Raw genomic sequence first — 22,118 nt, forward strand, 5'->3', positions numbered from 1 at the left:
ACGATTCATCGGGGCTTCGGGCACCGCCACGCCCCCGCGGGGTCCGGTCCAAGGGTGGAAGCCCTCAGCCCCGTGCGTCGACCGCCTGCTTCACCGCGGCCGCGACACCGGCGCGCAGTCCGTCGTCGGCGGGTACCCAGGCCACATTGTCCGTGCCGGCCTTGTCCTTGCTCCCGCTGCCACTTCCACTGCCCACGAGCACGAACCCCAGCTTCGCGTACCGTCGGGTCGCCTCCTGTGCCGCCTTCACCTCGGGGCCGCCCACCGCGAGGACGACCTCGCAGGAGCCCTGGAGCATGGCGTTGAGGAAGGGGCGGGCGTTGGCGGTGCTCTGTTCTCCGGTCACCGAGGAGTAGCTCACGCGCGCGTGCGTCGCGAGGGAGGCGTCCTGCATGCCCTGCCAGACGGCCGCGGCGGCCTTGGCGTTGATGCCGTTGCGGTCGGTGAGGAGGCACGCGTCGGTCTCGGTGTAGTGGCGGGCCCGGGTGGCGGGGATCGGCGGGCGGCTGCTGCCGTGGTGGTAGAGGAGGAACCCGGTCACGATCACCGCCAGGGCGACACCGACCGCCGTACCGATCATGGCGAGGGTACGTCCGCCGAGCGAACGCAGCCCGGCCACCGCCGCGCGCCCCACGGCGGCGAGCCGCGACGTCCCTTCGGCCCGGACCGGCCGTGTCCGCGTGACCTGTCGGACCTGCTTGACCATGTAGTGCTACTCCTCCACGCGCTCGGTCACCGGGTCGACGACGCGGTCGACGCCCGTGTGTCCCCCGTCTCCCGCCAGTCCTTCAAGTCCCACGCGCCCCGCGCCACCGGCGTCTGTCGCGCCCCCTGTCCGCTCCCCCGCCTCTACGAGCGCCGGTGCGCCGGCGTGCTCGCCGATCCACCGGCGTGCACTCCCGTCCGCACGCCCCTCCGCGCGCCGGGGCCACGCCGTCCACGCGTGCGCCGCGGCGCCCGCCATCGACAGTGTGATGAGCAGCAGGTCCACCCCGAACAGCGCGCCGTGCGTGTCGTCCGGGGTGAGCCCGAGGTCGGTGAGCCAGGCCACGAAGACCGCGCTGAAGCCGCCGAAGGCCAGCCAGTCGGCGCGGGCGCGGCGCCGCAGGGCGAGGACCAGGGACGGTACGGGGCAGAGCAGGCCGAGACTGAGCACCGGCAGCGCGGCGAAACCCGCGCGCACGGCCGGCAGTCGCAGCGCCGGCGCGGCAGGCAGCTTGAGCGCCCGCTCCAACAGCCTCGGCATCCTCATCGCCCTCGCCCTCGCATTTCAGTCGTAGGCCTTCGGATCGTCTTGAACGGGCGCTACTCAGCCGGTGATGGCGACCGGCCCGTCCCACGCGTCGCGGTCCACGGTGATCGTGTAACCGCCGCGGGACTCCTTGCTGTTGACCATGTACTGGTGACCCCGGCTGTGGCCGGTGAACTGGGTGCTGCCCCACGGCCAGTCGGAGGTGGTCGTGTTGGTCTTGTCCCAGAGCGCGTACCAGAGGTTGCCCGGCAGGTCGGTCTTGTCGGTCGCGGTGGCGATCGCCTTGGCGCTGGAGCTGGTGAAGCCGTAGTAGCCGGCGCGGTACGTCTTGGCGTGCAGTTCCTTGTCGAAGGCGCGCACGTAGGTCAGCACGGCGTTGTTGCAGGAGGTGTTCGTGGTGTCGTACGCCTCCATGTCGAGGAAGATCGGGCTGCCGGCCTTCATGCCGAGCGCCGAGGCCTTGGCCACCGCGTCGTCGGCCTCGCTCTTGCCGACGGAGGCGGCGGTGGAGGCGCTGATCTTCACCGAGCCGCCGGAGCCGCAGGACGGCTGGGAACCGACGTACAGCGGGATGAGCTTCCAGCCGACCGTGCTGACGGACTTGACCCAGGACGCGGTGAGGTTGGGCTGGCTGCAACCGCGGTTCTTGCCGCCGATGTAGACGGCGGCGGCGCCGTAGAAACCGGTGTGCCAGGCCTTCATGGCGGCGAGGGAGGGCGCGGCGCAGGTGTCGAAGGCGCGGCCCGTGTAGGTCTTCTGGGCCGGCCAGGTGGTGGCCGCCATCGAGGTCGTCGCGGCGATCCCGCCACCCGCGACGACGACGGCACCGGCCACGCCCCACGAGATGTACCTGCGCTTCTTCGACTGCCGATGGTCGGCCATCCCCACCCCTGTTCATGACAAGCGGACCTGTACGGCGACGCGTACACGTCCGACGAAAGTTTCTGCGGGTGTCCTGGAGCGGCGCGAGTCCGGCACGGCGAGGCGGCACGGCGGCGGCCGTACGACTCCTGCGTGGAACTGTTTTCGCGCACGCGGAAGTTTGGACACCACGAGCGGATCGCAACCTAACCGATGGAGTCCTTGGGCTCGGGAAACGGGTTCTATGGATCATCACAAGATTCCCTCAGGGCACGGCAAAAACTCCTGGATCACGGAACGCGGGCCCAGATCGTCACCGCGCTGAGGAAGTAGCGGGCCTTTCCTCACTCACCCCCCGGGCGACGGTCATTGCCCTAGCCTTGCCTCGACCTTGGGGGGTTGTTCGGCATGGAGAGACTTCCGAAACGGCTGGAAGCCGGTTGGTGGCAGCGGATCGGCTGGGCGGTCCTCGTCCTGGGTTCGTGCGGCCTGCTGAGCTGGGTGCCCTTCCTGTACGCGGCGATCCGCCGCGGCCGGCGTTCGGACTGGGGCGCCTTCGCCACCCTCACGTTCTACGAGTGTGTGACCCTGCCGTGGGCGGCGGTGCGCGGTGACGGGGCCGGCGACCCGTTCCTCGGCCTGGTGGTCGTACTGACCATGTTGCTGACGGCCGGCCTGCTGCTGTTCGGGTTTTTCGACAACCCGACCCCGAAGCAGCCCGGATACGGGGTCGCGCCGGTGCCGCCGACGCCGCCGCGGAATCCGTACCTGCGGTAGGTCACAGCCTCCGGGTGCGCCGCAGGATCCGTACGGCGGGCCAGGCCAGCAGCCCGGTGACGGCCCAGAGGAAGCCCGCGAGGGCGATCCATTCGCCAGTGCCGGTCTCGGGATCGCCACCACCGAAGATCGTGACCGCGAGCGCGAGGAAGGCGAACAGCCCGCCGAAGACGCCGAGCACGACCAGCCCGGCGGTCTGTCCGCCGGTGCGCCGGGCGGCCTGCGCGGGGGCCGCGGCCTCTGGGTTCCCCGCCGCAACAGGGGCCTCCGCGCGCGGTACCCGCTGCCGCGGCGGCAACTGCACGCGCGCGTGCGGCGGTACGGCCGCGTCGAGCGCCGCCATGGTGTGCGCGTCGACGCCGTAGAGACCGGGTTCCACGGCGACCGCGAGGCCGTCGGTGCCGATGAGACGTCGGCCGCCGTCGGGCCAGCTCAGCACCGCGGCGCAGGCGCGGTAGGGCACGGTCACGGCCACGTCGCTCCCGTCCCGCTCCCGGAGCGTCAGGCTGACCCCGTCGTCGCCGACCACCAGCGCGGATCCGTCCTTGGCCACCGCGTCGAACCGCCGCCCGGTGACGGCGTACGTCGAACGGGTCGGCGCCTCCGCGTACCCCGCCCAGTCGGCACTGTGCCCCGCGGGCACCTGGAGCAGGGCGGTGCTCGCCGCCTCCAGGGCCACCGCGTGCAGATGCGCCGGCGTCACCGACCACAGCTCGTGACGCAGCTCGTCGAGCCCGCGCGGCGCCCGCCCGACGAGCAGGTCCTCCGCCGCGCTGGGCAGCCGTCGCACGGCCGCGTCGGCCGCCGTCAGTGCCGCGTCGGAACGTGTGCGTACGGCGTCCAGGTCGGCCTGCGCGACACGGCCGGCCTGGAGCGCGGCGAGGACGTCGACGAACCCGCCGAGCACCGCGTCCTGCTTAGCGGGCAGGGCGTCGGCGAAGGCGGTGAGGAGGGCGTGGCCGTCGCGGCGGGAGGCGTAGTCGGTGGCCGTCGTGTAGGAGTAGCCGCCTTCCTGGCGCAGGGCGCGGGAGAGTTCGCGTTCCAGGACGCCCGCGTAGACCCGGGCGGCGGTCGTGTCGGTGACGACGGCGTCGAGCAGGACACCGCCCTGTCCGCCGGAGAAGTGGGCGGGCGTGACGAGGAGCGCGGAGGTGACGGCGGGCATCGGGTGCCGTGGGCCCTGGGGCAGCCTCGGGGTGAGCCCGGCCGGGATGCGTTCGCCCGCGATCCACAGCACGGCGTTGCCGCCCGTGAACCAGGTCCGCGTCCAGTGCCGTACGTCCTCGGGGCGCAGTCCGGGCACGCCCCACTCCGGGTAGCTGGGCAGGCCGTAGCCCTGGGCGCCGTAGCGCCACAGCGGGAGTTGGCCGGGCTCGCGGCGGGACTCCTCGGTGCGCAGGATCTCCTTCTCGGTCTCCAGGCGCTCCATGGGGAGGTCGGCGAGGGAGGCGCAGACGCCGTGGAGGTAGGCGACGACCTCGTGCTCGGTGCCCTCGACGTGGAAGTGGGTGAAGGCGGCCTTGGTCTCGCCGTTGAAGTGGTAGTCGGCCAACCCCTGCCGGTACAGGGCGAGATGCTCCACGAGGTGGGTGACACCGGCGCGGGCGAGGGTCTCGTCGGCGGTGCCGACGCGGAAGACGAGGCCGGCGCGGGTGGGGCCGGGGGCGTACGCGAAGAGGGTGGGTATGCCTTCGAGTTCGGTGAGGTGGATGGTTACGGGGGTTACGGGGGTGTGGTGGCCGTCCTGCGGGTACCGGGGGTTCATCTTCGGCCTCTCAGGGCGGTGTCGCGGTGGCGGACGTATGCCTCGGCGGGCTTGCCGAGGTAGCTCCACGGGTACTCGGAGGCGAGGTTGCCGAGGGCGCGGAAGTGGGCGGCGGCCTGTTCGGTGTCGCCGATGAGGGAGAACATCGCGGCGAAGCAGCCCTGGACGGCGACCCAGCCGTGCGGGCGCCCGAACTTCGGGTGGAACACCGACCGCTCGGCGGCCTCGACGAGTTCGGCGTGAACGTGCGGCTGCCGCAGGTATTCGGCGCGCTTGTCGTCGCCCTTCAGGTCGAGCCAGTGCTCGATGTGCGCCTCGGCGACCAGGCCGCCGCTCAGCGCCCCCTCGGGGGCGGCCAGTAGACACTCCCGCACGAAACCGTGCGCCTCCTCCCAGGTGCCGCCCCACTTGGGACACAGCTGCTGGAGGAGACGGGACTGCCCGGTGAAGTGGTGCGGGTGGTACTTGGCCAGCCGGTCGTAGCGCCGTCGGGCCTCGTTCTTGCCCAGGGACAGTCCCCGGGCGGTGTTCAGCCGCTCGGCCCAGGCAGCGTCGTACGACGGGTCGACTGCCGTGGCGCGGATGAGCAATTGCTCCGCGTCCTTCAGGTGTGCATGGAACGCCTTGAACTGCTCCCTGCTCACGTCCTTGGCCCGCGCCGAGGTCCGTATCTCCCATCCGACCTGCACCAGCCGCGCACCGAGCAGGGTGAGTGCGAACACGTCGTACGGTGCGGCACTCACCTGCTGCCGGAGCGCATGCTCGACGCCGTCGACCTCGGTCAACACCCGTACGACGAAGGCGCGGTCGGTACCGGGCGGCAGGCTGTCGTAGTACTGCCGGACGGAGGCCCAGTCGGCGGCGGTCGCGGCCTGCCGCAGCCAGGTGACCTCCGGGTAGGCGGAGGCGAGTTCGAAATCGGGGTCGGGGCCGGGGTAAGGCCCGGGCCCGGCGTCGGGTGGTGGCATGCGGCGGATACTAAGCGAGGGCTGTGACATCGAGCGCGGCGGGGAAACCGCAGGTCAGAGATGGGATGCGGCAGAGCCGGGCTTGACCGTCGGCGGACTTTCCGTCCAACTCCCGTTCACCGGATCGCTATACCGTCCGCACCTTTCCGTACCTCTCTACTGCTCTCCAGGAGTCCTCTCCATGTCCCTGAACGCCCGCCGCAGCCGCCAACTCCTCGAAGCAGCAGCCCCCTTGCTGCTCCAGGGCGAGCGGATCGAATTCGCCTCCCTCGCCGGCGTCGGCTCGGTCTCCGTCCGCAAGCAGGCCCTGACGGCGGCCGTCGTGGGCGTACTGAGCGCGGGCACGGTGATGGCCACGGTCACTCCGCGGCCCATGTACATAGTCCTGACCGACCAGAGAATCCTGTTCTTCGACGGCAACCGGGGTGGCAGACCGGGCAAGTTGCTGCTGAACCTGCCGCGTCCGTATGTCTCGGCGGGCGGTTCGAGGAAGGCGTTCCTGGGGTTGCAGTTCGTCACGCAGCTGTCGGTGGAGGGACAGGAGCAGGGGCTGAAGGTGACGTTTCCGGTGCAGCATCGGGGGGACGGGCCGCGGTTTGTGGCGGGGTTGAGGGTGACGCGTTGAAGCCCAGGCGGCCACTTCAGGCCGCGGCGAACTCGCACCATACGTACTTGCCCCGACGGCCCTGCCTGACCAGCGGCTGCCAACCCCACTGATCGGCGCAGGCCCGTACCAGGGCCAGCCCTCGACCACCTTCCGACTCGGCGACCTGGTCCCAGGTCTTCGATGGTTCAGGGGGCGCCGGGTCGGCGTCCCAGGCGCCGATCCGCAGCACGCCGGGCGACCAGTGCACGCGCAGGGCGACGGGCCCCTTGGTATGGCGTACGGCATTGGAGACCAGCTCGGTGGCGGGGAGTTCGGCGACGTCGACGAGGGTGATCAGGCCGTGCATGGTGAGGATCAGGCGGAGGGTGCGGCGGCAGACGGTGACGGCGCGGGGGTCGTTCGGGATGTAGAAGGTGTACTCCCAGGGCTCTTGGATCTGGGCTGCGACCTCGGTTTGGGACTCGGTTTCGGGCATACGTCGGCTCCGGTTCGGGGTGGGGTCTCGGAGGGCGGCGGGTGTCGGCGGGCGGTGGCAGTGCCGCGGCCGTCCTGGCAGGGCGGAGCGGTGCGCTTCCGGGGTCCCGGGGGTGCCGCAGTGTGTGCGTCGCGCCACCGACGGTAGACCTATCCGTTTAAGTATTGCAAGGCGATCGCGTAACGTAACCCCCGAACGAGTCGCGCTTGCGGGTGTGTTGGGAGGGCAATCGATGGCCTTGAGGAGCGAGCCGACGGCACGCCAGATGCGTCTGGCGGTCGAGTTGCGGAGGCTCCGCGAGGCGGCAGGTCTCACGACGCGCGAGGCGGCGACGCTGCTCGGCGTGAGTTCCGCACAGATCAGCCAGATCGAAGCCGGCCTCACGGGCGTGAGCGCGAAGAGGCTGCGCCTTCTCGCGGCCAACTACTCATGCACGGACAGCGAGTTCGTCGAGGCCCTCGTTGCCTGGGCGACCGATCGGACGCGCGGCTGGTGGGAGGAGTACCGGGGCCTGTTGCCCACGCCGTTCCTCGACCTCGCCGAGTTGGAGCACCACGCGACGTTCCTGCGCGAGGTCCAGTTCCTGTTCGTTCCCGGCCCGCTGCAGACGGAGGACTACGCCCGAGCCGTCTACGGCTACCGCGTCCCCGATCTCCCCCGTGAGGAACTGGAGTTGCGGGTCCGCCACCGCATGCAACGCAAAGTCATCCTGGAGGGCCTCGCTCCCACACCGTATGAGGCGATCATCCACGAGGCGGCACTGCGCATCATGGTCGGCGACCGCGCCGCCACACGGGCCCAGCTCACCTGCCTGCTCGAACGCTCCGCAGCGGATCATGTGACCGTGCGGGTCATCCCCTTCAGCCTGGAGGGGTTCGCCGGTGCGGCAAGTGCCATGGCTTACGCGGGAGGCGCCGTACCCAAACTGGACACCGTCGTGCGCGACGCTCCCCAGGGCGCGGCCCTCATCGACTCCGAGGCCCAGCTCGGCGCCTTTCGAACGCTCTTCCGTAAAGTGGAGGCCGCGTCGCTCGACCCCGAACGGTCCCGCGACTTCATCCACAGGCTGACGAAAGAGCTGTGAGGCACCCGATGGACACCCCCGGCAACTGGCGGAAGTCGTCCTACTCCGGCCCGGGCGACGGCGACTCCTGCGTGGAAATCGCGAACAACCACACCCTCATAGCGATACGCGACTCCAAGGACCCCGACTACGGGACCCTCATCTTCCCCACGAACGCCTTCAGCATCTTCCTCATGAACCTCAAGTCGATTCCTGAGAAGTCCCAATTCGTATAATCAAGCGGAGTTCAAAAATCTCATTCTCACCCTTGCCGCAGCTGCCGAAGCCCGAGTTCACCTTGATCCACGTCAAGGTTCCCTCTGAGGTGCCCGCCCAGATTGCTGTCGCTCTCGGCAAGACGGGCATTCCGGCCGGGTTGATCGGATACGAGTACCGGCCACTGAATGAGGCGGTGTTCCTTGAGGGGATCGTTGAGCAGGGGCTGGTCGCCATCGCGACGAGCGGCCTGTTCGGACGCGTCGCCGTCGACGTTGCCACTGGCCACGTGGTGCAGATTCCCAAGGTCGATTCAGCGAGGGCTCCCCGTCTCGTGAACAGCGATCTCGGCTCCTTCAATCAATGCGTGGCCGCAGTGATCGGGCGCTTCCCATTCTACGCGGACGGCTACGGAGACAGGTACGAGGTGGTGGCGGAAGAGCTTCGAAATCTGATCGCCGGCATCGACGAGGCAACTCTGACGCACAATGGATTCTGGGAGACGTTCTGCGACGACGTTGCGATGGGGGACTACGAGGACTGGGATTCCTGAGCTGACGGCGAACTTCCCCCTTGGCCAGCCGCAAGCGCAGTTATCAGCGTTGCAATCTGTCAGAAAAGCGTGTCTTCGCCCGTCGGCGGATCGACCGAGATCTCCGAAGCCCCAGAGCTACCCCGACTCTTTACAGGACTTTTTAGAGCCACCCCTTCTACATCAATATCAAGCTCGTCAGGAGCCGGAGTGTACAGCTCGATTCCATACCCATCCAAGACGCATCCAGAGCCATCAAGACTGAAGTCAACCGATCTCGACCGCAAGTCGGCCAGGACTTCCCCGAAAGGCCTCGCAAGGAGTTGAACGCCAGAAAATGAAAGTCCTGATGCGGCTGTCGCCTCAATAAAATCCAGGCGGTCAGCCTCGTCAAAGTGAAGCATCAGCCCAATCGAAGAATAATGGTCAATGAGAGATTCTCCGGGACTCCTCCTAAAGGAAGAGAAACTTCCCAGCCTTTCGCGAATCTCCTTCCGCGAATCGCCGAAACGGGCGCACTCAGTCCCAACCCAGGGAATTACTTCATTCACAAGAACCTCCGTCCACGATGATCCCAGCATCCGAAAGTGTGTAGACAGCCGGCATGACGACAGCAGACGTGCTGCTTGGTAGACGAGGAGCACGGCGTATGACGAGGCTCACTGTTCGCTGGTCCTGTGGGGATGCGAGACGTCCAAGGTGCATACGAAAATACGCAATGCCCCTGCCCTTCCAACGACTACCTGTGTCGGTTTACTCAAACCGTAAGCCGAGTTCCCGGCATCTTCGACCGGCCTCCAGCTCAAGGAGCCGTTGTCCCATTCCTTGCTGTCGACGGTGACCAGCAGGCGCATTGGGGCGCCACAGTCGCACAGCATTTCCCGAGGACCCGTCAAGTGCCAGAAAGCGAACCCACCCGCCTTCCAACCAGGCGCAACCGACAGGTCGTACTGATAGTGCGGGGCCTCCTCATCTTCCCAGTCCTCCCATCCTTCCAGCGACTCCTGAAGATCTTCCGGAAGGAGCTCGAAGGCCTGGTGCTCAAGGATTTCCTCTGGGTCCAGCAGGCAAGGTTCAGGAACATATCCTGCACGCCCTACAACCTTGAGCTGTGGCGCCATCGAGAGTGACTCATGAATGCTTGTAGAATTCCGCCAGACCAGGCGGACATCAACCTTTTTCTCAGCCCCGTGAGCATCGAATGGGCACCAGAGAATCTGCAACAGGTCACTCCCGTCCGGAAAATTCAGACCAGGGATGTCTCGCTGAAAAATCTGGAGTACCGGGAGCATGGGAATTTGTGCATCGTCGCCCAGTTCGGGGGCGTAGTTCCCTCTCTTGTTGAGCGCGTTCAACTCATCACGCTCTTCGTCGGTGGGGCCGATCGGCCGGCCATCGGAACCGAGCCGCGTCCAGGCCGCTTCCAGGATGCGCCGACGTCGCCTGACATTCTCCAGCAATTCACCGCGCGACTTGCGATGACTTGCCGCGCAGACCAGCCAAGGTTCGTCCGCCGGCCACAGCAGCGGACCGCCCACCGAACTGTCAGTCGGGGCAGGGCTGCCGGGACGGGGGTGAAGTCGCGTCGCCTTGGCAACGTGCAGTCGAAGCTCCGGGAAGACCGCGTCGATGTCAACGGGTCGCGAAGGCGTTGTTCGAGTCATGCTTACCTCGTGCACCTTCGCACTAGAGTCGGCCGTCGCCTTGATGGCCAGGTCCACAAAGTCGTGGTCCGTGTGCGTCACGATCACTGCGGTGATCTTGTGCGCCTCCACAGCCATAACTCTCAGCATGGGGTTGGCAATCGCTTCGCTCATCTACGCAAGCTAGTCGCCGAAATTTACAGAAACCACTCTGTCGAATGAGAGAACCTGCACGGATACTTCTTTACGAGGCCTAAGAGACTGTAAGCACCGAGATCTTAAATCCGGCCTTACCAATCAGTCTACTGGGAATGAAATGAGCGCCAAAGTCATCTCATTACTTTCTGAAGAGGTCACTGACGATCGACGTCTCCGGACTGGGACCCGAACGTCATACAACCGGGGGCGACCCTCGGAGACCGCCCGTAAAAACCAGCCTCAGTCTTCGACCGGCTCCACGCTAATGGGTTCGGCACCGCCCAGATAGAGCATGCATCCCGCATCCTCCACGTCCATGTTCTCTGGTGGGACCACGTAGATTCCCGCAGTGGGCGCGGGAGCCCAGCCGAGGTTGCGCGGAGGGTCATACTCTTCGTAATGCCCTACATAAAGCCGCGTCGGCGGGATGGAAACCGTACAGATGTCCCCCGGGTGGAGTTCAGAAAAATCCGGCTCAAGCTGATACGGGACCCATTCAGGGTTCGAATCGCCGTACGGCAGGGAGAATTTTCCATCCCATCGAAAATTTGAGGAGTTGTCGATCACCCCCCACGGCCATTCGAGAGTGACCTGCCGTGAATCCGCCTCGACCACTCGAGCACTTGCCGGCTCACAAGAGACGATGACTTCGTCACCAACCTGAGGAACCATATCCCGCCACCACTTGTTCTCGCCGTGAACAGAGCTGGTGCACATGGACTCATGTGCACCAGCTCATACTACATAAGAGGGCATTGGCCTAGCAGTTAGAGTCGCCAGAACATTCTGAACGGTGTGGTTCCTGGACCGCCTCTGAACCGCTTCCCACCGAGGGTCAGCCCTGGGTCCTTCGACAGGGCCGAGTTACATTCGTCGCAGATATTTCGGGAGGCCGCGCCGAACACAACCTCCTCGTCGTCGGCGAGACTGTTCAAAATCGTCGTCTCAGCGTGCCCCTCACCTTGTACGAAAGAATCCTTCGCCCACTGTTGCCAGCTGTCAGGTGCGGGCCCGTTGTGGTTCACGGCAGTACGGATCGAGATATCTCCCGTCGTCTTGTTGCGAACCCCGACAACGGCCGTCGTCCCGTACTGCCCCTGCGCTCCTCTGGCACCTGGAATGGTCTCGTTCGTGGCCCGGTACCGGGCTTGCTGGAGGCGGTCGGCAGCCGAGTAAGCGTGCTGTGCTTCCTCCTCGTTGCTGAGGCCTCCACGACCGTCACAGTTGTGGACGAGGACCGGCGTGTCCCCAGCCTGCACATAGTAGGTGTGCAGGGTGCCGATGGTCAGGTCGTACGTCGTGGTGTTTGCGTGGTACAGCCGGACGCCGGTGATCTCGGCCGTTCCGGTCGGCGTCTGGAGGACGTCGCCGACCTTCAGGTCCTTGCCCTGGACGAACGCCGATTGGGTCTCGTCGTAGAAGGGGTGGTGGAAGGTCGTCGTCAGGTGTGCGCCCTGCGGATCCGACGACGTACCGACAGTCTTGGTGCTCTGGTCGGACGTTGTCGCTGAAGAGACCGCCGCGACCGTCTTGGCCACCGTCTCCTGGCCGGAGGCATGACCGTGACTCGCCGCCAGTGCGCCCAGTACCGCTGCCGAGGCCGCCAGGCCGAACGCCGCCTTGCGGGCGACCTTCTTGGCCAGGGACTTCGCCCCGGCCTTCACACCCTCCTTGACGTCGGCCTCGGTCGTCGCCTTCGTCGCCTTGATCGTCAGGTCCACGAAGTCGCGGTCCGTGTGCGTCACGATCACCGCGGTGACGTTGTGCGCCTGCGTACCCGCCACTCCCGGCACCGAGTTGGCAATCGTGTCGCCCACCCGCACCTGGTTGATCGCCTTTGTCGAACCGTCTGCCAACAACACCCGGGTTGAGCCCGTGAAACTGTGCGGGCATGTCCCCGACCGAGACTGCGACCTAGACCCCGCCGCCTCCGACTCCGCCGTAGCCGCCGCCTCGTCCGTGGCATCCGCGGCCCCGGCCTCCCCAGCCTCCGCCGCCTTCCCGAACAGCCCGCCGACGACCTCCATGGCCTTCGGCGCCGCCTTGGCAAGGAGCTTGCCGCCCAGGGAACCCAGCGCGCCGCCCACCGCGCCCGTCACCGCGCCCTCGACCGCCGAGCCCGCAAAGGCGCCCACACTGCAGTCGCTGCCGCCGTTGTCCGCGCACTTGAAGCCCTGCTCCACCAGCGAGCCCGCCGCGCCCGCCAGCGCCGCGCAGCCGATCGTGCCGACGCCCGCTGTCGCCGCCTCGCAGCCCGCGAAGACCACGGTCGAGACCACGATCGACGTGATCGCCGCCGCATGGTGCTTCACGAACTTCGCGGTCGACTTCACCGCCTTCACCGTGGCGTGGTACGCGGTGCGGGTCGCATGGGCGACCGCCTTCGCCGCCTTCTTCACGGCATGCGCGACCTTGTGTGCCGCCTTCTTCACCGCGTGGACCACGCGGTGCACGGCTTTCGAGACCTTGTGATACGCCGTATGGACCGCATGGACCGCCGCGTGATACACGCGTTTCACATGCCGGACCGTGTAGTGGTACACCCGCCGCGTCACCCGCACCGTCGCCCGGTACACGTCCCGCACCTGGTGCACGACCTTGTGGGCCGCGTGCTTGACCGCGTGGACGACCTTGCGGGCCACGTGCTTGGCCGCGTGGTAGACGGCCTTCGCGACGTGCTTGACCTTCTTCGCCACGTGCTTGGCGGCCTTCACCTCGCACGAACCCGTCCACCAGGAGCAGTGGCCCGACTCGTCCGTGCCCACCAGCGGGTTGTCGTCGACGTAGGCGAACGGGTTCGCCGCCGCCGAGTCCGGCATCGGGTTCGGCGAGACGCTGTCCTTGTTCAGGAACTCGCCCGTGTTCGGGTTGTACCAGCGTGAGGCGGTGCCTACGTCACCCGTGCCAGGTTCCGTCCAGCCCGACTGGAAGCCGAGATGGCCGATCAGTGACGCGACCGCCGTCACCTTGCCCAGCGGGTCGTACGTCGCCGAGCCGGACAGGGACGTCGCGCCCGACGTGAAGGTGCCCACCACGTCGTCGTGCAGGTCCGTCAGGGCCAGGGCCCCGGTCGACGAACCCGACCCCTTCACCCCGACCAGGCCGCCCGACGGGTCGTACGTGTACGACGCGTCGCCGTCCGTCGCGATCGTGTTGTCCGCGCCCGAGTAGGCGAAGGTCCTGGTCGTGGACCCGCTCGTGTCGGTGTCCGTGATGTTCCGGCCCAGCGCGTCCAGCGTGTACGACTGCGTGCCGGCCACGATCTGGTCGCCGAAGGCGTCCGTCTTGAAGGCCGCCGTACCGCCGGCCGTCGACGACTCCTGCGTCATCGTGCCGCGCGCCGAGTACGTGTACGAGTTGGTGCCGTCCGAGGTCAGCTGGTCCCGTGCGTCGTACGTGTACACGTCCGAGCCGACCCGCACGCGGTTGCCCGAGGCGTCGTACTGATACGCCGTGGTGGCCGTGCCGTTGTTCCAGGAGGTGAGGCGGTCCGACCAGTCGTAGGTGTACGTGTTCGACGACGCGCCCGTCACACCCGCCGTCGTCTTCGACGTCAGGTTGCCGTTGTTGTCGTAGCCGTAGCTGAAGCTCGCCAGCGTCGACGCGCCCTGCACCAGCACGTCGCTGGTCAGCTCGTGCGCGCTGTTGTAGCCGAAGGTGCGGGTCTGGCCGGTGCTGCCGTACTTGATGGTCTTGACGTTGTTCAACTGGTCGTACGTGTACGTCAGATGGGTGCCGCTCGCCGCGTCGTCCAGGGAGGACAGCCGGCCCGCGGTGTCGTAGCCGTACGACTGCGTGCCCGCCGCGTCGGTCCGCGAAAGCATCGAACCGTCGTCGTTGTACGTGAAGCTCGACGAACCCGCCGAACCGGAGGCCGACAGGATGTCGCCGCGGTCGTCGTACGTGAACGAGTCACTCGTGGACGCCTGGTAGTCGATCGCACCCGACGTGCCCGCCGTGTCCGTGGCCGCCGAGGTGACCCGGCCGTCGGCGTCGTAGGAGAAGCTGTGCTTCGCCGTGGCCGCTTCCGCGCCCGAGCCGGTCATCGTCTTGAGCTGGTCGTTGTCGTCGTACGTCATCGACGTCGTGACCCCGCCGGGCGCGGTGGCCGAGGTGACGTTGCCGTCCGCGTCGTAGGCGAAGGTCGTCGTCGAGTCCGCGGCCGTCGTGTACTGCGAGGTCGTCGGCTCGATCACCTTCTCCTGTTGGCCCCACGGGGTGTAGCTGTAGCGCCAGTTGTTGCCGCGGCCGTCGGTGAAGCGGGTGCGGTTGCCCGCCTGGTCGTAGCCGAAGGACGTGGTGATGGAGGTCGTCGCGTCGACCGGCTCGACCTGCTGGGTGATGGTGCCCGCCGCGTCGTACGTCCAGCGGGTGGTGTGCTGGTTGGCGTCGGTGGCGGCGACCAGGTTGCCGTTGCCGTCGTACTGCTGCGAAGTGCCGTACAGCAGCGTGCCGTTCGAGTCGTAGCTGCGGGTCGCCGTCGGGTCGTCGTTGACGTTGTAGTCGGTGGCCGTGTAACTGCCGTCCGCCAGCGTCGTCTTGGTGTTGTTGTCCTCGAAGTCGTAGGCGTAGGAGGTGGAGTTGCCCGCACCGTCCGTCACCGAGGTGACGTCACCCGCCCGGTTGTAGGCGTACGACGACGTCACGCCGCCGGGGCTCGTCACCGACGCCACGTGCGCGCCGTACGGGTTGCCGGTGGTCACCCCGTACGAGTAGTTCGTCGTCAGTGTGCGCGTCGACGGGTAGCGCTCCAGCGTGGTGGAGGTGACCTGGCGGCCCAGGTAGTCGTACGTCGCCTGGGTCTGCGCGCCCGTGCCGTCCGTGGCAGTGCGCTGCTCGCCGTTGGCGTCGTAGGTGGCGTGGATCTTGGTGCCGTCGGGGGCGGTCGTCTGGGCCAGGTCGCCCATCTGGTCGTAGAGGTAGGAGGTGGTCTTGCCGCCCGGCGTGGTCTCGCCGGTCTGGTTGCCCTCGCTGTCGTACGTCCAGACGGTCGTGCCCGCGTTGGGGTTCGAGGCGCCCGCCGGGGTGTACGACGGCAGGGTCTCGCTGACCTTGTTGCCGTCGGCGTCGTAGGCCGTGGTGGTGACCAGGCCGTTCGGGTCCTTCTCGGCGACCGCCTCACCGAAGGTGTTGAAGCCGCTGTAGGTGACCGGGCGGACGGTCTGCCCGTTCGCGGCGATGCCGTCGGCCTCCGCCTGGACGGCCGGGGCCGTGGTGGCCACGAGGTTGCCGGCCTCGTCGTAGTCGTAGTTGGTGGTGTGCTGTTCCGGGTCCGTCTCGGAGGTGGGCAGACCCCGCTTGTCGTACGTGTACTTGGTGGTCTGCTGGTCGGAGGAGCCGACCGTGCCGCCCGAACGTCCCTTGCCGTAGAGGGAGTTGATCTCGCTCGCCGACAGCGCCCGCTGGTAGGTCTGGACGTTGCTGACCGCGCCGTTGACGGCGTTGCTGACCGCGCCGCCGGCGGTCTTCGCGCCGCCGATGGACAGCGGTCCCGAGCCGGTCCACGGCGTGGTGTTGCTGGCGGTGTCCGCGAGGGAGCCGTTGACGTACAGGCTCATGGTGCCCGTCGACTGGTCGAAGACGCCGACCAGCTGGGTCCAGGTGTTCAGCGCGGGGGCGCTGGAGGCGTAGGCGTTGTAGTACGCCGTCGGGGTGCCGGAGGAGTCCTCGCTCGGTGAGATGAGGCGGAACACGCCCTGGCTGGAGGCGTACTGGAGGTAGAAGGAGGAGCGGTTGGTGCCGCCCTGCGAGACGAAGGTCCGGAAGGTGGAGGTGTCGGACAGCTTCACCCACGCCGAGACGGTGTAGGAGGCGCTGGTGTCCAGGACCGGGCTGTTGGTGGAGATGATGTCGCCCGCGCCGCTGGTGTCGCCGCTGAACTGGGCGGCGTCGTCCGACCAGTTGACGCCCGCGCCGGCGGTCGCCGTGTTGCCCGTGCCCGACGCGTCGGTGACGCTGCGGCCGCTGGTCTGGTTCAGCTTCCACCAGCCGGCCGGGTGCCCCGCGGCGTCGCCGTACAGCGTCTCGCTGAGCAGGTTGCCCATGTCGTCGTACGTGTCGGTGGTGGTGCGGTCGTAACCGGTCGCGTCGTGGTCGTTCTCGGAGGCGACCTGGTCGTCCGGGGTATACGAAACCGTCGACACGCGGTCAACACCCGTCGGGTCGACGGTCGTCGAGGTCGTGCGGTCGGAGGCGTCGACCGTGTAGTTGGTGACGTTCTCGCCGTTGTCGGTCGTCTGGGACAGCAGGTTGCCGGCGGCGTCGTAGGTGTCCGACTCCAGGGTGTAGGTGCTGCTGCCGTCCGAACTGGTCTTCTTCACCGTCGCGGTGAGGCCGTCGTCGGTGTAGGTGTACGCCGTCTTGTTGCCCATGGCGTCGGTGATCGACGCCAGCCGCCCGGCCGGGTCGTAGGCGCGGGAGGACTCGACGAGCGAGGCCGCGGTCTGCGGGTTGACCGGGTCGCCCGTGTACATCAGGGCCTGCGTGAGCAGGTTGCCGTTGTCGTCGTAGGTGTAGTCGGTCTCGTTGCCGGCGCTCGTCACCTCCTTGGTCTTGTTGCCGGAGGTGTCGTACGTGTACGTCGTCGTGTTGCCGTACGAGGTGCCCGCCGCGACGTTGGCGTCGGACTCGGTCAGCAGCCGGTCGTAGGAGTCGTAGGTCTGCGTCTCGGTGCGCGAGGTGTCGCCGCCGCTCGCGTCGGAGACGGTCTGGGAGAGGACGTCGCCGTCGTCGTCGTAGACCGTGCTGGAGACCGCGGAGTGCGTGGCGCCCTGGACCCGGTCGGTGATCTGCGGGTCGCTCTCGCTGGTGACCTGGCCGTTCTTGTCGTACGCGTAGGTGGTCGTGAGCCCGTTCGGGTAGGTGTCGGAGACGACCTTCTGGCTCAGGACCTGGCCCACACCGTCGTAGGTGTACGACGTGACGAGGCCGATGGCGTCGGTGGTGGAGGCGACGTCGCCGTTGGCGAAGTACGACACGGAGTTGACCGCGCCGCCGGGGCTGACCGTCTTCACCGGCAGGCCCTTGGGGACGACACCGCCGTCGGCGGACGGGTAGGTGCTGGTGCCGTCGCTGTAGACGGTGGTCGTGGCACGGCCGCTCGGGAAGCCGGGGACGGCCGGGCCGGTGACGACGGTCTGGTTGCCCGCCGAGTCGTAGGTGTACGACGTCAGGTAGGTGTTGTCGGTCGCGGACGCCGAGCGGCCGTCACGCTCGGTCAGCAGCTGGTCGTTGCGCGGGTCGGCCGTCGTCAGCTGCGCGGTGGTGTCGTCCGGGTAGTACGAGTAGTACTCGGTGTTGCACTTGTTCGCGACCTGGTCCTGGCAGTTCGTCGACGAGACGATGTTGCCGCGGACGTCGTGGCCGGTGGTGGTGACCGCGCCGTTCGGGTCGGTGACCGTGTGCTCGAAGCCGGCCGTGTCGTAGCCGAAGCTGGTCTTGTTGCCGAGTCCGTCGGTCTCGGTCAGGGCGCGGTTGCCGTTGTCGACGTCGTAGGTGTACGTCAGCGTGGACGTGGTCGGCGAGGTCACCTTGACCGTCTCGACCGGGAGCAGCCCGCTGGAGTTCTTGCCGGCCTCGACGTGCGCGGCGACGTCGGCCGCCGTCAACGCCGTGTGGTAGAAGGCCGCGTCCGCGATGGAGCCGGTGAAGTGGCTGACGTCGCCCGGGGAGTCGAGCCAGCTCTTGGCGAAACCGGCGCCCAGGTAGAGGTGGTTGTAGGTCTGGTCGGCCGGGGTGCCCGAGTAGCTGGACTGCTGGACGCCGTCCAGGTACATGGTCTGGGTGGCGCCGGAGGCCGTGATGGCCACGTGGTGCCAGGTGTTGTCGGTGACGGTGCCGGTCGAGCCGAACGCCGTGGAGCCCGAGCCGCTGCCCGAGTAGAAGTGGCCGTGCAGCTTGTTGTCGGTGCCGACGTAGAGCAGCGGCGCCCAGGTGCCGGACGCGGCGCTCGCGCCGGATATCGTCGCCGACTGGGCGCCGACGATGACGCCCTGCGAGGCGGTCTTGAACCAGAGTTCGAGGCTGCGGTCACTGGTGCCGAACTGCACCGACTTCGGCAGTTCGACGTAGGAGGCGCTGCCGTCGAAGGTCGCGGCCTTGGCGTCGCTGAACGGGCCGGTCGCGCCGAGCGTCACCCCGCTGTAGGTGCCGTTTCCGCCGTGCACCTCGTTGAGGGCCGTGGTCGCGCCCGAGGCCTCGCCGAGCCGGTAGTAGCCGGCGGGACCGCCGCCGAGCACCGCGCCCCGGTAGGTCTGGCTGGAACCGGCGACCGTCGGCGCGGCCAGCTTCCACACGCCGCCGTTCTCGTCGGTGAGCTGGGTCAGCGCCGTGGTCGCCGGGTCGTACGTCATCGCGGCGAAGGTCTTGCCCGAGGGCCGCTTGACCGAGGTGAGCAGGCTCGCCGAGTGGGTGCCGTACTGGTAGAGGGAGTTGACGTCGGCGGCGACCAACGGCCGTCCGTACCAGGCGACGTCGGCGATCGAACCGGTGAAGTAGGTGGCGTAGCCGGTGCCGTCGCTGGAGCTGCTGTGCGGCTCGTCGGGCCAGCTGCCGCCGAGGAAGCCGGTGCCGAGGTAGTTGAAGACCTGGTTCTTGCCGAAGGCGACCGCGCTCTTGATGGAGACGGTGCCGGAGCGCGAGCCGACCTTGGTGTTGTCCAGGAACAGCGTCTGCGAGTTGCCCGCGGCGCTGAGCACCACGTGGTGCCACTTGCCGTCGGCGACGGAGGCCGAGGACACGATCGGGTTGACGCCGCCGCTGTACCAGAACTCGGCGTTCAGCTTGCCGTCGGTGCCGACGTAGATCGACGGGGTGTAGAAGCCGGCCGCCTGTCCGGAGCCGATCGGCTGGGAGGCGTAGGAGTAGAGCACGCCCGGCCCGGCCGAGGTCTTGAACCAGAGGGAGAGGGCGCCCGAGTCGGTGTCGTTGCCGGTGTTCTTCGGCAGCGCGACGTCGGAGGTGGTGCCGTTGAAGGAGGCCGCGGTCGAGGAGGACCCGGTGAGCGGGCCGGCCGCGCCGAGCGTCACGTTCTCGTAAGTCGCGTTCTTGGTGCCCTCGTTGGCGAGGACCGCGTCCTTCGCGGTGGTGCCGGAGCTCTCGGTGAGCGGCCAGGCGGCGCTCGGGTCCAGGTCGAGGGAGGCGTTCTGGTACTGCGAGCCGGTCGTGTAACCGTACGTCGTGCACTTCGTCGTCGACAGCGGCGCACACACGGTCGTCAACTGGTCGCCCGTGTAACCGTAGTTCCAGGTCAGTACGGTCGTCGTGTCGCCGTTGGTGACAGGGTCGGTGGTGACGGTCGCGACGTGCGCGGCGAGCGCGCCGCTCGGCGTGGACCAGGCGAAGTTCAGGGAGCGCCCGGAGACCGCGGACTTCATCTTGGTGACGTGTCCGCTGGTCCACGTCAGGGTGATGGAGCGGCCGTTGGCGTCCGTGACGGTCGTCAGGCCATAGCCGCCCGAGCCCAGCGAGGTGGTGAAGGTGTAGACCGTGTCGTCCTTGTCGGTCAGGCTGTAACCGCCGGTGACCGTTTTGAACGTGGCCCAGCGGCCGGTGCCCGGCGCGAAGGTGCCGTCGCTGTTCTTGCCGTAGCCGACCTGGGAGCCGTCCGGGTAGGTGACGTTGACGCCGGTGACGGTCCCGGCGCTGTTGTACTGCTCGGTGGCGCGCGAGTCGAGGATGGACGACCAGCCGGCGCCGAAGGCTCCGGTCCAGCGCGGGTCACGGGAGTTGTAGTCGCGCTCGACGTCCAGGGACGGGCCGACGGTCGAGATCGAGGCGTCCGTGTCGGAGGTCGTGTAGTTGCCTATGGAGGCGTCGAATCCGTGGTCGCTGCTGTTCTGCGAGAGCCCGGAGGTGATGACGGGCTGGGGCACCTGGACGGACAACTCGTAGGGATCGGCCGGTGAATAGAGCCCGGTCGTGGAGTCGTACGCCTGCACCTCCCAGTTGTAGTTCTTGCCCCAGGCCAGCTTTCCGGCCGGCACGGTCCAGTCGCCGGTGGAGACCAGGCCCGAGTCGGCGACGAGCGCGTTGTTCGCGTCGTAGACCTTGAACTGGTACTGGTTGCTGCTGCCGCTGGTGGAGTTGGCGCCGCCCGCCCAGGCGGTGAGCTCGGGGGTGGTGGTGCCGACGACCGCGTTGTCCGCCGGGAACTGCTCGTAGAGCTGCGGGGCGGTGTTCCCGGTGTAGGTGACCGTGATGTACGGGCCGAGCGAGGGGTCGTTGAAGGAACCGAACTGCTTCCAGTGCAGGGCGTCGGTCGTCGACGCGTACACCGCGAGGCCGTAGTCGGCCGTCGTACCGCTGAACCAGCCCTGGATCGCCGAGGTGGACAGCGAGACGCTCACCCAGTCGCCGACGCTCCGGTCCGCGGCGGTGTTCGCGCAGGCGGTCGGGACACTCGGGGTCGCGTTGCCGATGGAGGAGCCGTAGGTCGGGCCGGGGTAGGAGGTGACGCCCTCGGGCGTCCAGGCCTTCGTGACCAGCGCGACGTCGAAGCGCTCGGCGGTGCAGGTGGAGGCCCAGGTGTCGAACAGGTGCAGGGTGGCCGCGGTGACGGTCGCGCCGCTCGCGTCCCAGGCGGTGTCCCAGTGGTTGACGTAGCTCGCCGCGGAGTGGGTGCCCGAGTCGTACGAACCGACCTTGATCGTCTGCTCGTAGGAGTGGTCGCCGGCCGCGCCGGACTCGGCGTAGGTCGTGGTCCAGCCGTCGGTGACGGTCGGGTCGACGGTGACCGGGAAGACGCGGTGCGCGTCCTGCAACCAGGTCTGGTCGAGGGTGATCCTCAGCGCGTAGCCGCTGCCCTGCCGCACGAGGGTCGTGGTCACGTCGTGCGTGGTGGCCGGGTCACCGGAGCGCGGGTCGACCTTCGAGTCGTAGGCGTACGACGAAGGGATGCGCTCGACGGTCTTGCCGGCGGCGTCGCGCAGGACGATCGAGCCGTCCTTGTGCTGGACGGGGGTGAGGCCCTTGAGGTGGAGCGGGAAGGTCCAGGAGTTCGCGGCGTCCGCCGAGTGCAGGACGACGGCTTCCTTGACGCCGGTGGCGGTGGGGGCGACCTGGAGGTCGGTGTCGGCGAGGACGCCGGCGTAGGTGACGCGGGAGCCGTCGGCGGTGCCCTTGACGGACTCGGCGCCCTTCAGTTCGTAGGCGACGGAGTGCTTGGCGTCGGGGGCGAGGGAGACGAGGTCGGAGTCGTCGGCCTTCGCGGCGAAGTCGACGCCGACGGAGTTGGCCTTCTCGTACCAGCGCCCGTCCGGCCCGGCCCGCACGTCCACGTCGATGGGCGCCCATCTGCCCTTGCCGACCTGGTAGTTGACGGTCGAGGGATAGATCCGTCTGGTGGTGGACCCGTCGGCGTTGTCGTACACGGTGTCCGTACGCGAGGACTTGGCCGCGTCCCGCTTGCTGGTCTTGGCGTTGAAGACACCGCCGCCGGCGCTCTTGCCACGCTTCACGGTCGCCCGGTGCGCCTTGTACGTGGCGAGTTCACCCTTGCCCTTGCCGGGCTTACGGCCCGTGCCCCGGTGCGCCTCGGTGGCCTTGGCGGAGACATGGTGCCGCTTGCCGGCGGCGGTGCCCGACTTCTCCGCGGGCAGCCGACCCCAGTGCGGATCCTGCAGCCAGGCCGTGAGCGAGGACAGGCTCGGCAACGAGACGTCCACGGCGTGCAGTTCGGCGCCGGTGGCCGCCGCTGTCTGCGTCGTCCACATGAAGGCGAGCGCGGTCAGCACGAGCACCGCGACACCTCGGCGGGACCGCC

The 22,118-nt window shown here is 67.9% G+C and carries 15 protein-coding genes; 5 read left to right on the top strand and 10 right to left on the bottom strand.

All coding sequences use genetic code 11. From position 1 onward, the window contains the following. Positions 1-64 precede the first annotated feature (64 nt). The 3 genes from ABZ848_RS02410 to ABZ848_RS02420 are packed head-to-tail and all read right to left on the bottom strand — an operon-like array spanning position 65 to position 2,134. A complete protein-coding gene (locus ABZ848_RS02410) occupies positions 65-706 on the bottom strand; it encodes a hypothetical protein (protein ID WP_360823911.1) in 642 nt (213 codons plus the stop codon). 6 nt (positions 707-712) lie between these two features. Then, positions 713-1,252, bottom strand: a complete 540-nt coding sequence (locus ABZ848_RS02415; RefSeq protein WP_360823914.1) for a hypothetical protein — start codon at positions 1,250-1,252, stop codon at positions 713-715. A gap of 57 nt (positions 1,253-1,309) precedes the next feature. Then, a complete protein-coding gene (locus ABZ848_RS02420; protein WP_360823917.1) occupies positions 1,310-2,134 on the bottom strand; it encodes a glycoside hydrolase domain-containing protein in 825 nt (274 codons plus the stop codon). Between the two features lie 387 nt (positions 2,135-2,521). Between ABZ848_RS02420 and ABZ848_RS02425 the strand changes: the two genes are divergently transcribed. Further along, positions 2,522-2,890, top strand: coding sequence for a hypothetical protein (locus ABZ848_RS02425; protein WP_360823920.1), 369 nt, complete (start codon positions 2,522-2,524; stop codon positions 2,888-2,890). A 1-nt stretch (position 2,891) separates the two neighbouring features. On the opposite strand, the gene ABZ848_RS02430 is transcribed toward ABZ848_RS02425, so the two are convergent. Both ABZ848_RS02430 and ABZ848_RS02435 read right to left on the bottom strand, forming a co-directional pair. Continuing rightward, on the bottom strand, positions 2,892-4,655 hold the full coding sequence (locus ABZ848_RS02430; protein WP_360823923.1) for an insulinase family protein: 1,764 nt from the start codon (positions 4,653-4,655) through the stop codon (positions 2,892-2,894). Continuing rightward, positions 4,652-5,623 carry a hypothetical protein gene (locus ABZ848_RS02435; protein ID WP_360823926.1) on the bottom strand — a complete coding sequence of 324 codons (972 nt, stop codon included), beginning with the start codon at positions 5,621-5,623 and terminating at the stop codon, positions 4,652-4,654. Before ABZ848_RS02435 ends, ABZ848_RS02430 begins: the two co-directional genes overlap by 4 nt. Positions 5,624-5,804: 181 nt before the next feature. On the opposite strand from ABZ848_RS02435, the gene ABZ848_RS02440 reads away from it, so the two are divergent. Further along, positions 5,805-6,248 carry a hypothetical protein gene (locus ABZ848_RS02440; protein ID WP_360823929.1) on the top strand — a complete coding sequence of 148 codons (444 nt, stop codon included), beginning with the start codon at positions 5,805-5,807 and terminating at the stop codon, positions 6,246-6,248. A 16-nt stretch (positions 6,249-6,264) separates the two neighbouring features. Here ABZ848_RS02440 and ABZ848_RS02445 read toward each other — a convergent pair whose 3' ends face one another. Next, entirely contained in the window at positions 6,265-6,705 is a 441-nt protein-coding gene (locus ABZ848_RS02445; protein ID WP_360823932.1) for an ATP-binding protein, read from the bottom strand. Positions 6,706-6,937: 232 nt separating this feature from the next. Between ABZ848_RS02445 and ABZ848_RS02450 the strand changes: the two genes are divergently transcribed. Genes ABZ848_RS02450 through ABZ848_RS02460 form a run of 3 tightly spaced genes read left to right on the top strand, consistent with a single transcriptional unit; the run spans position 6,938 to position 8,537 of the window. Continuing rightward, positions 6,938-7,789 carry a helix-turn-helix transcriptional regulator gene (locus ABZ848_RS02450; RefSeq protein WP_360823935.1) on the top strand — a complete coding sequence of 284 codons (852 nt, stop codon included), beginning with the start codon at positions 6,938-6,940 and terminating at the stop codon, positions 7,787-7,789. 8 nt (positions 7,790-7,797) lie between these two features. Continuing rightward, positions 7,798-8,004, top strand: coding sequence for a DUF397 domain-containing protein (locus ABZ848_RS02455; protein WP_360823938.1), 207 nt, complete (start codon positions 7,798-7,800; stop codon positions 8,002-8,004). Between the two features lie 32 nt (positions 8,005-8,036). Beyond that, positions 8,037-8,537: an SUKH-4 family immunity protein gene (locus ABZ848_RS02460; RefSeq protein WP_360823941.1), complete on the top strand. Its 501-nt coding sequence runs from the start codon at positions 8,037-8,039 to the stop codon at positions 8,535-8,537. Positions 8,538-8,596: 59 nt separating this feature from the next. Here ABZ848_RS02460 and ABZ848_RS02465 read toward each other — a convergent pair whose 3' ends face one another. The 4 genes from ABZ848_RS02465 to ABZ848_RS02480 all read right to left on the bottom strand — a co-directional run bounded on the left by ABZ848_RS02465 (position 8,597) and on the right by ABZ848_RS02480 (position 22,095). After that, on the bottom strand, positions 8,597-9,097 hold the full coding sequence (locus ABZ848_RS02465) for a hypothetical protein (RefSeq protein ID WP_360823944.1): 501 nt from the start codon (positions 9,095-9,097) through the stop codon (positions 8,597-8,599). A 78-nt stretch (positions 9,098-9,175) separates the two neighbouring features. Beyond that, positions 9,176-10,333: a hypothetical protein gene (locus ABZ848_RS02470; protein ID WP_360823947.1), complete on the bottom strand. Its 1,158-nt coding sequence runs from the start codon at positions 10,331-10,333 to the stop codon at positions 9,176-9,178. Positions 10,334-10,597: 264 nt separating this feature from the next. Next, positions 10,598-11,074, bottom strand: coding sequence for a hypothetical protein (locus ABZ848_RS02475; protein WP_360823950.1), 477 nt, complete (start codon positions 11,072-11,074; stop codon positions 10,598-10,600). 50 nt (positions 11,075-11,124) lie between these two features. Further along, positions 11,125-22,095, bottom strand: a complete 10,971-nt coding sequence (locus tag ABZ848_RS02480; RefSeq protein ID WP_360823953.1) for a LamG-like jellyroll fold domain-containing protein — start codon at positions 22,093-22,095, stop codon at positions 11,125-11,127. Positions 22,096-22,118 lie beyond the last annotated feature (23 nt).

Origin of the sequence: Streptomyces sp. NPDC047081 (assembly GCF_040643775.1) — a bacterium.
Taxonomy (GTDB): Bacteria; Actinomycetota; Actinomycetes; order Streptomycetales; family Streptomycetaceae; genus Streptomyces.

What these genes read in the sequence shown, in the direction of transcription:
- ABZ848_RS02450 (WP_360823935.1), top strand. Translation starts at nt 6,938, where the DNA reads ATGGCCTTGAGGAGCGAGCCGACGGCACGCCAGATGCGTCTGGCGGTC.
- ABZ848_RS02465 (WP_360823944.1), bottom strand. Translation starts at nt 9,097, where the DNA reads ATGCTGGGATCATCGTGGACGGAGGTTCTTGTGAATGAAGTAATTCCC.
- ABZ848_RS02455 (WP_360823938.1), top strand. Translation starts at nt 7,798, where the DNA reads ATGGACACCCCCGGCAACTGGCGGAAGTCGTCCTACTCCGGCCCGGGC.
- ABZ848_RS02420 (WP_360823917.1), bottom strand. Translation starts at nt 2,134, where the DNA reads ATGGCCGACCATCGGCAGTCGAAGAAGCGCAGGTACATCTCGTGGGGC.
- ABZ848_RS02415 (WP_360823914.1), bottom strand. Translation starts at nt 1,252, where the DNA reads ATGAGGATGCCGAGGCTGTTGGAGCGGGCGCTCAAGCTGCCTGCCGCG.
- ABZ848_RS02470 (WP_360823947.1), bottom strand. Translation starts at nt 10,333, where the DNA reads ATGAGCGAAGCGATTGCCAACCCCATGCTGAGAGTTATGGCTGTGGAG.
- ABZ848_RS02440 (WP_360823929.1), top strand. Translation starts at nt 5,805, where the DNA reads ATGTCCCTGAACGCCCGCCGCAGCCGCCAACTCCTCGAAGCAGCAGCC.
- ABZ848_RS02435 (WP_360823926.1), bottom strand. Translation starts at nt 5,623, where the DNA reads ATGCCACCACCCGACGCCGGGCCCGGGCCTTACCCCGGCCCCGACCCC.
- ABZ848_RS02475 (WP_360823950.1), bottom strand. Translation starts at nt 11,074, where the DNA reads ATGTGCACCAGCTCTGTTCACGGCGAGAACAAGTGGTGGCGGGATATG.
- ABZ848_RS02430 (WP_360823923.1), bottom strand. Translation starts at nt 4,655, where the DNA reads ATGAACCCCCGGTACCCGCAGGACGGCCACCACACCCCCGTAACCCCC.
- ABZ848_RS02445 (WP_360823932.1), bottom strand. Translation starts at nt 6,705, where the DNA reads ATGCCCGAAACCGAGTCCCAAACCGAGGTCGCAGCCCAGATCCAAGAG.
- ABZ848_RS02410 (WP_360823911.1), bottom strand. Translation starts at nt 706, where the DNA reads ATGGTCAAGCAGGTCCGACAGGTCACGCGGACACGGCCGGTCCGGGCC.
- ABZ848_RS02425 (WP_360823920.1), top strand. Translation starts at nt 2,522, where the DNA reads ATGGAGAGACTTCCGAAACGGCTGGAAGCCGGTTGGTGGCAGCGGATC.